Origin of the sequence: Marinomonas sp. S3726 (assembly GCF_000967665.1) — a bacterium.
GTDB lineage: Bacteria > Pseudomonadota > Gammaproteobacteria > Pseudomonadales > Marinomonadaceae > Marinomonas.
Map to the genome: position 1 here is coordinate 273,128 of NZ_JXYC01000004.1, position 13,345 is coordinate 286,472.

Genomic DNA, 13,345 nt, shown 5'->3' on the forward strand with positions numbered 1-13,345 from the left:
TAGCAAAGGACAATAATGCTCTATCGAATTGAAATACTTACCTATTTCAAGGAATCTAATAGGATTCACTCGGTTTTATTTCGCTATAACTTATTTGGATAATTTATTGTTGTATTATCCGTGTAGGTTATGTGGTTTTTTGTATCTAAACAAGTAAAAATTCTATTAATTTTTACTTAAATTCACCAACTTTCAACGTTCAAAAAACTTTCATAATGTGGTGCTTTTTGAGCGTAAAAAAGCCGGACGAATCCGGCTCCTAAAACTCAATGCCTAGCCTGTTAGTGAGCTTGATCCCAAGTGTCACCAATACCTGCTTCGACTAATAGGGGGACATCTATACTGCTGGTGTTTTCCATTATGTCTAAGATCTTTTCTTGTGCGGCACTTAAGTCACTTTCTTTGACTTCAAAAATCAATTCATCGTGTACTTGAAGAATCATTTTGATATCAAGGTCGGTGTCTTTTAACCAAGTATGCATCTCAATCATAGCGCGCTTAATAATGTCAGCTGCTGTACCTTGCATAGGAGCATTAATCGCTGTTCTTTCAGCTGCTTGGCGCATCATGGCATTGCTGGCTTTAATATCTGGTAAATATAGACGGCGACCAAATAAGGTTTCAACATAGCCTTTTTCACGTGCCATTTCACGTGTGTTTTCCATATAGGTTCTTACTCCTGGGTAACGCTCAAAGTATCTCTGTATGTACTTTTGGGCCTCAGGTCTACCTATACCTAATTGTTTAGCAAGACCAAAAGCAGACATGCCATAGATCAAACCAAAGTTGATGGCTTTAGCTCTACGTCTTTGTTCACCTGTTACCTCATCTAGAGCGACCTCAAAGACTTCAGCGGCTGTGGCTTTATGCACATCTTTGTTATTTGCAAAGGCTTCTAACAAACCAGGGTCTTGCGACAGGTGCGACATAATACGCAGTTCGATTTGAGAGTAATCGGCAGCGATTAGTTTATAGCCTTCTGGTGCAATAAAGGCTTGGCGAATACGACGCCCTTCAGCAGTACGAATAGGGATATTCTGCAAGTTTGGATCCGTAGAGGATAAACGACCTGTAGCTGTTACCGCTTGATGATAGGAAGTATGGATACGGCCTGTTTTTTGGATCATTTCAGGTAGCTTGTCAGTATAAGTCGATTTCAGTTTAGACAGACTTCTGTGCTCCATGATCAAACGTGGTAGCTCATAGTCCAATGCCAGTTCTTGTAAGATAGGTTCAGCTGTAGAAGGCTGTCCCTTAGGCGTTTTCTTTAGTACCGGCAGCTCTAACTTCACAAATAAAATTTCTTGTAACTGCTTTGGTGAGCTTAGATTAAACGCTTGTCCAGCCACTTCATGGGCTTTAATTTCTAACTCTTCAAGACGAGTGGCGATTTCACTGCTTTGCTCATGTAGCAGGTCTGGGTCAATCAGTGCGCCAGTTTGCTCCATCTTAGCCAAAACGGGTACCAGTGGTAGCTCTATCTCTTTAAATACAGAAACTAGTTCTGGTGTTTTTTCTAACTTTGTCCAAATTGCCTGATGTAATCTAAAAGTAATATCAGCATCTTCAGCAGCGTAAAAAGCCGCCTCTTCTAGATCTATCTGGTTAAAGGTTTTTTGCTTGGCACCTTTACCTGCAATTTCTTCAAAGCTGACAGATTTATGGGAAAGGAACTTCTTCGCTAAGCTGTCCATATCATGACGATTTGCAGTTGAGTTAAAAATATAAGACTCAAGCATGGTATCGAACTCAATACCTTTAAGCTCAATGTCATAGTTAGCTAAAACATTGGCGTCATATTTTAGGTGCTGGCCCACTTTTAATTGAGACGCATCTTCTAAAACCGGCTTAATTTGTGCCAATACCCAATCTCTATCAAGCTGCTCTGGCGCACCTTCATAATCATGGGCAACAGGAATATAGGCTGCTTTGCCTGCTTCAACGCTGACAGATAAGCCAACGAGTTCTGCAGCCATATAGTTAAGGCTGGAGGTTTCGGTATCTAAGGCGAAAAGAGGTGCTTGCTGGATTTTATCAAGCCAAATAGCGAAGTGTTCTTTATCTAACACAGTCTCATAACTAATCTCGACCGCTTCAACTTTGGCTTCTTCTGCTTCGGCGCCGCCTTCTTCATCCGCTGTTGGTTTATCTAGCTCTTTTAACCAAGTTTTAAACTCAAGCTTGCTAAACCATTCTTTTAACTCTTCTTTATTTCGTGGAGAGTTACTTAAAGTGGTAGAATCAAAATCTAATTCAACATCACATTTAATGGTTGCCAGTTGATAAGACAAGAACGCCATGTCCTTGTTATCTTCCATTTTCTTAGACAGTGTTTTTGCGCCGCGAAAGCTTAGCCCAGCAATCTCATCAAGGCGAGAGTAGATGCTTTCTAGGCTACCTAGGCCTTGCAGTAGGCCCAGTGCTGTTTTTTCGCCGACACCAGGCACACCAGGAATGTTATCTACCTTGTCTCCCATAAGTGCAAGGAAGTCGATAATGAGCTCTGGACCAATACCAAACTTATTTTTAACACCTTCAATATCCATTACTGTATCTGTCATGGTATTTACTAAGGTTACTTTATCTGTAACCAATTGAGCCATGTCTTTATCACCAGTAGAAACGATTACTTCTCGACCTGTTTCACCAACAATTTTAGCAATGGTACCAATCACATCATCTGCTTCTACGCCGCCGATACTGATTAAAGGCAATCCCATTGCCTTTATGATGCTATGAATAGGTTCTATTTGTAGACGTAAATCATCTGGCATGGAAGGACGCTGAGCCTTATATTCAGGATACATGTCGTCTCGGAAGGTTTTACCTTTAGCATCAAAAATCACGACTATGGGAGAGTCCGCATAGGTCTTAATCAAGCTTTTAATCATGCTAGTCACACCACGAATGGCATTAGTAGGCTGGCCATCACTGGTACTTAAAGGTGGTATGGCATGAAATGCACGATATAAATAAGACGACCCATCCACAAGGATCATAGGGGCTGTTGCAGGTTTTGAGGCTTTGTCTTCGGCCGACATGGAAACTGTCTCCATCAGGGTGCTAATCAAAAAGAAAATAATTTAAAAATATTGGGGCTTAGGTTAACACAGGCGTGGGTGTAAGACGTAGCAAGCTGATGTGATTATTGGCTTTTATAATATGCAAAGGATAAAACAAAATTATAGGCAATATGCAGTAGGAAATAGAGCTTCTTGATTGACCTTTAGGAGAAGATTGTGGAGCATAGGCGACTTCTGGGCTTTCGTTCATTTTTTAGGGCGATAAATGCTTTTAACTTCGACACTAGAATAGGTAACAAATTGGCTGTTTACACTTCCCTCACACAAGATGACATGTTGGCCTTAATGGCAGATTATGATTTAGGTGACCTAGTGTCATTTAAGGGCATTTCGGGAGGAGTCGAAAACACCAATTACTTTGTGAACACCTCGCAAGGTAAATATGTTTTAACTATTTTTGAAGAGTTTGAAGCAGAAGAAGTACCTTATTTTTTAGATGTGGTCGCACACTTTAAGCAAGGTGGATTTAATGTACCTGCTGCTATTTTCGATAAACAGGGTGAGCGCCTTAAAACACTTAAAAATAAGCCAGCAATTCTAGTAGATTGTTTTAATGGTGATGAACTTGCGAAAACCTCTACTGATGCGTGTCGTCAAATGGGCAAGCAACTGGGCTTGCTTCATCTTGCTGGTCAATCTTTCCCAGATCAAAGACCGTCTCACCGTGGGGTTGAATGGTGGCAATCGACTAGCCAATCTTTAAGTGCTCAGTTGCCTGAAGATGAAGCTAAGCTGTTATCAGAACAAGTGGCCAGCTTTGATGCCTTCCTGGAGAAAGCGAATACCTTACCAATGGGTACTATTCATGGGGACTTGTTCTTTAATAACACCTTGTTTGAAGGTGAATCCTTATCTGCCATTATCGATTTCTACAATGCTTGCCACAGTTGGTTAATGTACGATCTTGCCATTGTGGTTAATGACTGGTGTACTGATAGAGCGACTGGTGAGCTAGATATGGACAAGTATCAGGCGCTAATTACGGCTTATCGTGCTGAACGTGAGCTATCTCAAGATGAAATTGATGCGTGGGATCATATGCTAAAAGTGGCAGCAATGCGCTTTTGGTTATCTCGTTTGGAAGCTTGGTATGGTGCGATCAATGACCCTGAGCGTCTTGCACAGCAACATGATCCAAAAGAGTTTAAGCGTATTTTACAAGCCAGATGTGACTTTTCACCTGCACTCTAATTTATTTCATTTTTGCTTTAGGTGCAGTTTTAGTTAAAAGTAAATAAAGGATACAAACTTATGTTCCGATATTTTTTAACCACTGCACTCTTGCTCTCTTTTTCTCTTATTCAGGCCCAACCCTTGATTACTTTGGGCACTGGATTCGATATCAGTGTGAATAAAGCGCAAATTAAGGCATTTGAAATAAGTTGGTACTTTAATAAGAGTGCGAGCACTAGCCTATTGATTGCCTACGACACTAACTCAGATGGCAGATTTAGCGGCAAAGAAAAAGTGGAATTAATTGCTATGTTGAAGCAATTTGAGCCCCAAGATTACTTTCTTCATCTCAAAGCCGAGACGTTAAAGATTAAGCCTGAATCCATTACGGCGATTCGGGTAAATGTATTCGACTCTCTCGTTTCTATGCAATTTGGCGTGTCCTTAGCTGAGCCTGTTAATTTACAAACAACTGGGCTAAGTCTGGCATTTATTCCAAGTGAAAGAGTCGCAATTGATCAGTCCTCTATGAAGTTTCAAATTAATGGCATGCTGGCGAAGAATTGCAGTGTAAAAACACTCGAAAATCCGCCTGTAGACAGTCATAATTGGCAGCAGGTTTTTTGTAGTCGATAAGCGCAGTAATTCACTGCAAGTTTAAAGAGAAATGCTTATGTTAGAACAATTCCAATGGTTACCTTTTTTAGCGGCAATCACCCTACTGACCATGAGTCCTGGTGTCGATACTATTATCGTTATGCGTAACTCTGCTGTTGCGGGTTATAAAAAAGGATTATTAACCAGCTTAGGGATTTGTTTGGGCTTATTTGGCCATGCTGCAGTTTCTGCTTTAGGTTTGTCGGTTATTTTATTGGGTTCAGCTAGCATGTTTACTGCATTGAAACTTGCTGGTGCGGCGTATCTTATTTATCTGGGTTATCAAAGTTTAAAAAGTGCGGCACGACCGACAGGCTTAATTGTGTCTCAAGAAGGTATGTCTGCTTTGAGTCATTTCGCAGCCTTTAGACAAGGTCTGCTATCTAACGTATTGAACCCTAAGCCAATTATTTTTTATATGGCATTTTTACCTCAGTTTATTAACCCTGAATATTCTGCCTTACAACAGTCTTTGTTTATGGCGTTTATGCACTTCTCTATTGCTATGATTTGGCAGGGTGTGTTGGCGCTATTGGTCCATAGAGCGAAAACTTGGTTAGCAAAACCTCAAGTCTCTCGTGTAATTGATGGTTTGAGCGGTACCTTGTTATTAGGCTTTGGTACACGTTTAGCGTTACAAGAGTCTTAAAAGTTTAATTCTTAGTGGTTATCACTACTAAGAATTATATGACAGGCTCTATTATCCATAGAGTCTGATTTCATGGATGAAATAGTGTCAGATATTTAGCCATAAGCTAGGTATGTATTTTATGAAATTCGATATGAGTTGTACTAATGAGTTTGCTATTCGCTACTTGGATTAAGTTCTTTTTCCTGTTTGCTCCCTTTTTTGTGTTATCCATGTTCTTAGCCTTAACCCGAGGCGAAACCACTAAATCAAGAAGACAAGTTGCTAATAAGGCGATTATTGCTGCAGCGGCAATTTCAGTTGTCTTAATCTTTTTTGGCGGCAGCTTATTCGCTGTGTTAGGCATTACCTTGGATTCCTTCCGTATTGGCTCTGGTATATTGCTCTTTATGTCGGCTCTAAGCCTAGTAAAAGATGGTACTCGTAACCACGCTACTGGTATGCCTAATGAGCAAAGAGAAGATATCTCTGTCGTGCCTCTGGCAGTCCCGACAATTATTGGGCCTGCCACCATAGGTACTATCTTGGTTTATGGTGCAGACTTTCAGGGCTGGGATTTACTCATAGGTTTGATGGGATTATTTTTAGCCCTTTTATCTCTCGGTATTATCCTCTACTCCGGCTCTTTGATAGAAAAACTATTAGGGCCAACAGGATTAAATATCTTGAGTAAAATTACCGGCTTAGTCCTATCTGCCATGGCGGCACAAATTTTTATGAGCGGGGTAATGGGGTTTTTAACACCTTTGGTTCAAGGCTAGGGAACCTGCGATTAAACCGTTTTATCGCTTTTGATTAAAGCCAGTGAGATAAGGCATCTCACTGGCTTTTTCTTGTGGCACTATTTGTTATCTTATAACATAGAAGTAATATATTTTTACCGCCTGCCCGCAAAGAGCGATGGGCTTGGAGATGCTTAATGACAGAAACCCATAGCCATGATCATAACCATGGTGACTGTATTGAATCGGCGCTAGTAACGGCTGAATCCATTTGCAAAAGTCAGGGGCAAAAGCTGACTAAAGTGAGACGTCGATCATTAGAGTTAATTTGGCAAAGTCATAGACCTTTAGGTGCTTATCAATTATTAGCAAAGTTAGCCGAAGAAGGTTTTAACTCTGCGCCGCCGACTGTCTACAGAGCGCTCGATTTCTTATTGTCAGCAGGCTTGATTCATAAAGTTGAATCTATGAATGCTTATCTGGGTTGTGCCCATGCGGATAAAGCCCATAAAGGCTACTTTCTGATTTGTGACGCTTGTCATAATGTGATGGAGTTAGAGTATCAAGACATTCATAACTCATTGTTAGCAAAAGCAAAACAGCATGGTTTTGAAATTAGAGCCAATACCATAGAGCTAACAGGCTTATGCGGATCTTGTTTAAGCCAAGAGCCAACCCCAGAGAACCTTGATAAGGCAGGACACTAATGTCAGCAGGTGCAAATAATGCCTTGGTTAGCTTTGATAATATCGGCATAGCGTTTGATGGTCGTACTTTACTGAGTGATATCAATATGACCATACATAAGGGCGAGATAGTTACCCTTATCGGCCCTAATGGCAGTGGTAAAAGTACGCTTATTAGAACCTTGCTTGGGTTACAACAAGCCACCTCTGGGCGTATTCAGCGCCACGCTCAATTACGTATTGGCTACATGCCTCAAAAGCTGCATATAGACCCAACTTTGCCATTAAGTGTGAACCACTTTTTAGGTTTGGTTAAAGGCGTTAAGAAGCAGGATATTCCAGCTGTACTGACGCGTTTAGGGATAAATAAGCTGGCAAATAAACAGGTACACTTCTTATCTGGTGGTGAAACTCAAAGGGTGCTGTTAGCGAGAGCGCTGCTTAATCGTCCTAGCTTGTTAGTACTGGACGAACCAGTACAAGGGGTGGATGTGAATGGCCAGATTGAGCTATATAACCTTATTGCCTCTATTCGAGATGAGCTAGGTTGTGGGGTGCTTATGATTTCTCATGATTTGCATCTAGTCATGGCGAAAACAGATACTGTGGTATGTATTAACCAACATGTGTGCTGCTCAGGTTCTCCTCAACATGTTAAAGAGCACCCAGAATACCAAGCTTTGTTCGGTGTACCTGGTGCTGAAGACTCTATCGCCATCTATTCACACCATCATGATCACACCCATGATGAGCATGGCAAGGTGATGCCGAATGACTCGCATTCTCACTGCAATCACTAAGTAACCGACTTATATTTGGAATAACTTGTTATGTTTGATCTATTGTTCAGAGCCTTAATAGGCGGTTTAGGGGTGGCTGCAGTAGCTGGCCCTTTAGGTGCTTTTGTGGTGTGGCGACGTATGGCCTATTTTGGTGACACCTTGGCTCATTCGGCATTATTAGGTGTGGCTCTGGGCCTTCTGTTTGATATCAACCTCAACCTTGCTGTTATCGTACTTTGCGTGGGTTTAGCCTTGGTATTAGTGACTTTGCAAAAGAAACATATTATCGCTACGGATACCTTGTTAGGTATTCTTGCCCATTCTTCCTTGTCCTTAGGTTTAGTGGCTGTCAGCTTTTTAGATAATATCCGTATCGATTTAATGGCCTATTTGTTTGGTGATTTACTCGCCATTAGTCAGCAGGATTTGTTTTGGATTTATGGTGGTGGTTTTCTCGTTTTAGCCTTATTAGTTGCTTTCTGGAAGCCTTTGTTAGCAGTAACAGTGAATGAAGAGTTGGCTAAAGTTGAGGGTTACCCTGTCGAAGCTATCCGCCTTTTGCTAATGCTCTTGGTGGCGCTTGTTATTGCTGTAGCGATGAAAATAGTGGGAGTCTTACTGATTACCTCTTTGATGATTATTCCCGCTGCTACCGCACGTAAGCTGTCGCGTTCACCGATACAAATGGCTTCGGTTGCCAGCCTTATTGGTTGTTTAGCGGTTTCGAGTGGCTTGTATGTGTCTTATCAGTGGGATACGCCAGCAGGGCCAAGTGTGGTTGTGTGTGCAGCTGTTTTATTTTTACTTGCTTACAGCTTGCCTTTTGGAGGCAAGCGCAGAAATTAATCCTGTAAGCTTTAAAAAAAACCTATTGATTCAAGCGTTTATCGAGAGCTTGCCAATGTTTTAAGTCATAAGGGGCAACTATGCTTCCGGCAAACTGCCCTGACTTATTGACCATCAAGATACGATCAAAGTGGTTAGCGTAACCTTCGGATCTAATTAAAGACCAGTAATCACTGTATCCTTTCATATCTTTCGTAATAATCTGTATTGCTAAGCCTGCTTGAGTTTGCTCTTTTGCTTCTTCAGAACCGCTTGCCTCTAATTTGATTTGCTCTAGTTGCGCTAAAGTACGTACGCACAAAGTATCGCACTGGCTTGGCTGAACATAAAAGCTCGCCCACTTTTCTGCCACTAAACCTTCAATAGGCATCATATTACGAGGAAACTCTAACAAGGAGATGCCAAGTTCGGCTTGTTCTTCAACACTGATGTTGATGCTATTAAAGTGCTTTTGGTAAGCCTTATTAATGACCCAAGCCCCAAGTACCACTAATGCAACAAAAAAGAATAAAAAACGGCCCCGTGAGACGATTTTGTAAGTATCTATCATGACTTGTCTGCTGCTTGCTCTGCTAGGTATTCGTCTTTCAGCTTCACATAATTAAGGCCAGCATATTGGAAATAGGTAATTTCAGATTCTTTTAATGCTCTTACCTTTTTAACGGGTGACCCAAGATACATAAAGCCAGATTCGAGACGCTTCCCTGGAGGCACTAATGAGCCTGCACCTATGATGACTTCGTCTTCAACGACTGCACCGTCAAGAATTGTCGTGCCCATACCAACAAGGACTTTATTACCAATTTTACAGCCGTGCAGCATAGCCATATGACCTACGGTTACGTCATCGCCTATTTCTAGCGGATGGCCGTCTGGCTTGTAACTGCTGGCATGTGTGATGTGCAGGCAAGAGTTATCTTGAATACTGGTGCGTTCGCCAATACGAATACGGTGCATGTCGCCACGAATTGCTACGAGTGGCCAAACTGAGCTGTCTTTGCCTATTTCAACATCGCCAATAAGAACGGCAGACTCATCCACCCAGACTCTTTCTGCAAGCTTGGGGGTATTACCACGAAAGGACTTCATCACCATGTTAATTGTCTCTCTAATAAAGGGTTCTAGCGCTTTCTGTCTCAATATCAAGAGCAGATTGGCATTCTTGACTATGATTTTAAATCACACTAGCCGTTGAAAATAGAAAATTATCACCAATCTATCTTAGATAATGAATTTTTACATATTGCTTTAATGCGATAAAGCCAAACAAATAAGGATACCTGTTTATGTCTGTATCAGTATGGGACGCAACAAAACTACCTGAGTTCTCCAGCATTAAATTGGCTGAAGTAGAACAAGGGCTAGACGCTATTCTGGCTGCAAACCGAGATAAAATAGAAACTTTGACTAAGCGTGAACTGAACGAAATTAGCTGGGCAAACTTTGCAGCCCCGATGGAAATCCTAAGTGATGAACTAAACCAATTCTGGTCACCAGTAAGTCATTTAAATATGGTGCAAAACACACCTGAATTAAGAGATGTGTATAACGCTTGCCTACCTAAGCTGACTCAGTACTTTACTGACCTTGGGCAAAATAAAGCCTTATACCAAGCTTATAAAACGTTAGCTGAGCAAGGCACCGATTTAGATACCGCTCAAAAAGAAGCACTGCGTCAAAATATTCGTTCTTTTGAATTATCTGGCGTGGCGTTAGAAGGCGACGAAAAACAAAGGTATGGCGAAATCAGTACTCGTTTATCAGAGCTAAGCAGTAAGTTTGGTGAGAATGTTTTAGATGCCACTCGCGCTTGGACTAAGCTGATCACAGATGAGGCGGAGTTAGCGGGTTTACCTGAGTCTGCTCTGGCACAAGCTAAACAAATGGCTCAAGCAAAAGAGCTAGACGGTTGGTTGTTTACCTTGGATGCTCCATCTTTCATGCCAGTGATGAGTTACGCGGATAATCGAGAGTTAAGATTTGAAATGTATCAAGCCTTCTCTACTCGCGCTTCTAATCAAGGGCCAAATGCTAACGAATTTGATAATGCACCTCTTATAGATGAAATGTTGGCGCTTAAGAAAGAAAAGGCAGGCATTCTAGGCTTTGATAATTACGCCGAGTTATCGGTCGCGACTAAGATGGCGGATAACGGTCAGCAAGTTATCGATTTCCTTGAAGATCTAGCGATTAAATCTAAACCCGCTGCAGCGCAAGATTTAGCTGAGTTGAGTGATTACGTGAAGAATGAGTTTGCAGTTACCGAGTTAGAAGCTTGGGATGTAGGCTACTACTCAGAGAAACTTCGCGAGCATAAATACGCCATTTCTCAAGAAGTGTTAAGACCTTATTTCCCAATTGATAAGGCGTTAGCTGGTCTCTTTAAAGTGGCTAATAGCCTATTTGATGTGGAAATACGTGAAGAAGCTGAATTTGATACTTACCATGAAGACGTGAAGCTCTTCACTGTCAGTAAGTCTGGTGTGGATGTGGCGCGTTTCTACCTTGATCCTTTTGCCCGAGAAGGCAAACGTGGTGGCGCTTGGATGGATGACTGTCGTTGTCGTTATCGTATGGAAGATGGTCGCTTACAGCTGCCTGTTGCTTACCTTGTCTGTAATTTTACCGCTCCAATTGATGGCAAACCGTCGCTTTTGACTCACAATGAACTGACGACCTTATTCCATGAGTTTGGCCATGGCCTGCACCATATGCTGACACAAGTGGAAGTATTAGATGTATCTGGTATTTCAGGTGTGGCTTGGGATGCTGTCGAGTTACCAAGTCAGTTTATGGAGAATTGGTGTTGGCAAGAAGAAGCATTAGCCTTCATTGCTTGCCATCATGAAACCGGTGAAACCTTACCTGCCGAACTGCTTGAAAAAATGCTGGCAGCGAAAAACTTCCATGCAGCCATGCAAATGGTACGACAGTTAGAGTTTTCACTCTTCGACTTCAGACTACATAGAGAGTATCAAGAGGGTACAGATGTTCAGGGATTACTAGATGAGGTACGCTCAAATGTCGCTGTTGTTAAAGCGCCTGCATTTAATCGCTTTCAGACGGCATTTTCTCATATCTTTGCGGGTGGTTACTCGGCTGGCTACTACAGCTATAAATGGGCTGAAGTGCTATCTGCCGATGCTTTCTCTAAGTTTGAAGAAGAGGGTATTTTTAACGCTGAAACAGGTTTAGCTTTTAGAAGTACAGTGCTAGAAAATGGTGGCTCACGCCCAGCTGCGGAGCTTTTCTCTGCTTTCAGAGGCCGCGAACCTAGCATAGATGCCTTACTTCGCCACAACGGCATAGCAGCTTAAACCAAACGCTTTATAAAGTGCTTTACCAAGGGCTAATTTATCCATTAGCCCTTTTTTGTACCCAGCTTAGAGGTGGGATATGTTAATATGTGGCTTGAATTTGTTTTGCGCTTGAGAAAATAGCTATGACTGTTAAACGTTTTATCGCGGGTGCTGTGTGCCCACGCTGTAGTGAGATGGATAAGTTGCGCGCTTGGCGTGATGATGAGTTAGAAGTTCAATATCGTGAATGTGTGTCTTGTGGCTACACTGACGAGCAATCCACCGTGATTCAAGCTCAACCAACCGAATTAACAACGCGTGTTAATCAGCCCCATGTGAGTGAGCCTGAAACGGAAGCGAGTGTTATTCAATTTGTACCTAACCCAAGTACAACTAAGCACTAAAAGTGCCTCAAAGAGGGTCTAAGCGTGATCAAACCGTAAAGCGCTTAGATCTGATTACAATCTCTCCCGCTCCATACCTTGTTTTCCCATTACCTCCTGTTGATTTAGGTAACTCGAGTTTTTTACTTACTGAGTTTATGCAAATAGTTTGCTTATTAGCTGCAAGCTACTCTTGTTTAATCAAAAGCTTAATCAATATTCCATAATGCTAATTTATTGAAATATAAAACAATTGAGCTATTTCATATGTCGTTAGTCAGCTTAGGCCTAATTTTGTCTAAAAAACGGTCGATAACTGAAAGATAAGAGTAAGGTTCTGTGTAATTACTCGTTGAATGGGAGTACTGGGTATCTAGAGGGGCAATGTGTGATGTTTGTTTCTGCTGTATTGCGTTTTATTTGTTTGAGTGTGTTGTTGGTGTCTTTGGCGTCTTGCGTGGCCGTGCCTGATTTTGAGGCCATGTTCGGCCCTTATAAAAGCGCCAAACTGGAAGGCCAAGATATCAAAATTATGGCTGAAGATAAGTCATTTGAAATCGTACCGGGTGAATTTGAACCTCCCTTTCAAACAACGCCTATGTCCCCCATTATTTGGACGTCTATTTACAGTGAAACCCTCCCCGACGGCTCTATATATGACACCAGTCTCGCTGATTCTGCTAGCCATGCATTAACTTATGGCGCTAAGAAAGTGAGGCTTTATCACCCTGTTGTCGATCAACCTTTGTACGGGGTCTTACTTTTCAATCAGAAACCTGTCACCGCTGTCGGTTCTGCCGCTAATTTTTATTCGATCCAAATACCAGAAGCTAAAATAGCTAAGGTGAAACAGGGTTCGGTGCAAGTCTTATATGAATCGGTCGATCGTACCGATTACAGTATCAATATGTATGCTTGGGTGCTTTGGGTATCCGATCAGCCTTTCGAGTAAAAACTGCTTTTTTCTTTTACTGGCTAATTTAAGTCTTTTGTCGAACAAAGCGTATCTCTTCGTTTCTTTAGAGCGTATAGTGCAAAAACTAGTCTTATATAAGACTAATTCTG

General features: G+C 41.7%; 13 protein-coding genes. 10 read left to right on the forward strand and 3 right to left on the reverse strand.

The features are described 5' to 3' along the window. Positions 1–281 precede the first annotated feature (281 nt). Positions 282–3,041 carry a DNA polymerase I gene (gene polA / locus TW85_RS02415; protein ID WP_046015482.1) on the reverse strand — a complete coding sequence of 920 codons (2,760 nt, stop codon included), beginning with the start codon at positions 3,039–3,041 and terminating at the stop codon, positions 282–284. Between the two features lie 198 nt (positions 3,042–3,239). Between polA and TW85_RS02420 the strand changes: the two genes are divergently transcribed. The 7 genes from TW85_RS02420 to znuB all read left to right on the forward strand — a co-directional run bounded on the left by TW85_RS02420 (position 3,240) and on the right by znuB (position 8,598). Beyond that, positions 3,240–4,274, forward strand: coding sequence for a homoserine kinase (locus TW85_RS02420; RefSeq protein WP_238326155.1), 1,035 nt, complete (start codon positions 3,240–3,242; stop codon positions 4,272–4,274). Between the two features lie 60 nt (positions 4,275–4,334). After that, positions 4,335–4,892, forward strand: a complete 558-nt coding sequence (locus TW85_RS02425; protein WP_046015483.1) for a DUF1007 family protein — start codon at positions 4,335–4,337, stop codon at positions 4,890–4,892. Between the two features lie 37 nt (positions 4,893–4,929). Continuing rightward, a complete protein-coding gene (locus TW85_RS02430) occupies positions 4,930–5,562 on the forward strand; it encodes a LysE family translocator (RefSeq protein ID WP_046015484.1) in 633 nt (210 codons plus the stop codon). 146 nt (positions 5,563–5,708) lie between these two features. After that, complete coding sequence (locus TW85_RS02435) at positions 5,709–6,323, forward strand: MarC family protein (protein ID WP_046015485.1); 615 nt, start codon at positions 5,709–5,711, stop codon at positions 6,321–6,323. Positions 6,324–6,481: 158 nt separating this feature from the next. Then, positions 6,482–6,991, forward strand: a complete 510-nt coding sequence (locus tag TW85_RS02440; RefSeq protein WP_046015486.1) for a Fur family transcriptional regulator — start codon at positions 6,482–6,484, stop codon at positions 6,989–6,991. Continuing rightward, the gene (gene znuC / locus TW85_RS02445; protein ID WP_046015487.1) at positions 6,991–7,770 is read left to right on the forward strand and encodes a zinc ABC transporter ATP-binding protein ZnuC; all 780 of its coding nucleotides are present in this window, start codon (positions 6,991–6,993) and stop codon (positions 7,768–7,770) included. Before TW85_RS02440 ends, znuC begins: the two co-directional genes overlap by 1 nt. 30 nt (positions 7,771–7,800) lie before the next feature. Then, the gene (gene znuB, locus TW85_RS02450) at positions 7,801–8,598 is read left to right on the forward strand and encodes a zinc ABC transporter permease subunit ZnuB (protein ID WP_046015488.1); all 798 of its coding nucleotides are present in this window, start codon (positions 7,801–7,803) and stop codon (positions 8,596–8,598) included. Between the two features lie 22 nt (positions 8,599–8,620). On the opposite strand, the gene TW85_RS02455 is transcribed toward znuB, so the two are convergent. Together TW85_RS02455 and TW85_RS02460 are read right to left on the reverse strand one after the other, a co-directional pair. Next, entirely contained in the window at positions 8,621–9,148 is a 528-nt protein-coding gene (locus tag TW85_RS02455) for a hypothetical protein (protein WP_046015489.1), read from the reverse strand. After that, positions 9,145–9,693: a gamma carbonic anhydrase family protein gene (locus TW85_RS02460; protein WP_046015490.1), complete on the reverse strand. Its 549-nt coding sequence runs from the start codon at positions 9,691–9,693 to the stop codon at positions 9,145–9,147. Before TW85_RS02460 ends, TW85_RS02455 begins: the two co-directional genes overlap by 4 nt. 191 nt (positions 9,694–9,884) lie before the next feature. Here TW85_RS02460 and prlC point away from each other — a divergent pair, with 191 nt between their 5' ends. From prlC to TW85_RS02480, 3 genes are all read left to right on the forward strand, one after another. Further along, positions 9,885–11,915 carry an oligopeptidase A gene (prlC, locus tag TW85_RS02465; protein WP_046015491.1) on the forward strand — a complete coding sequence of 677 codons (2,031 nt, stop codon included), beginning with the start codon at positions 9,885–9,887 and terminating at the stop codon, positions 11,913–11,915. 125 nt (positions 11,916–12,040) lie between these two features. Continuing rightward, a complete protein-coding gene (locus TW85_RS02470) occupies positions 12,041–12,301 on the forward strand; it encodes a YheV family putative zinc ribbon protein (RefSeq protein WP_046015492.1) in 261 nt (86 codons plus the stop codon). 367 nt (positions 12,302–12,668) lie between these two features. After that, a complete protein-coding gene (locus TW85_RS02480; RefSeq protein WP_157196875.1) occupies positions 12,669–13,232 on the forward strand; it encodes a hypothetical protein in 564 nt (187 codons plus the stop codon). The last annotated feature ends 113 nt before the right edge of the window (positions 13,233–13,345 follow it).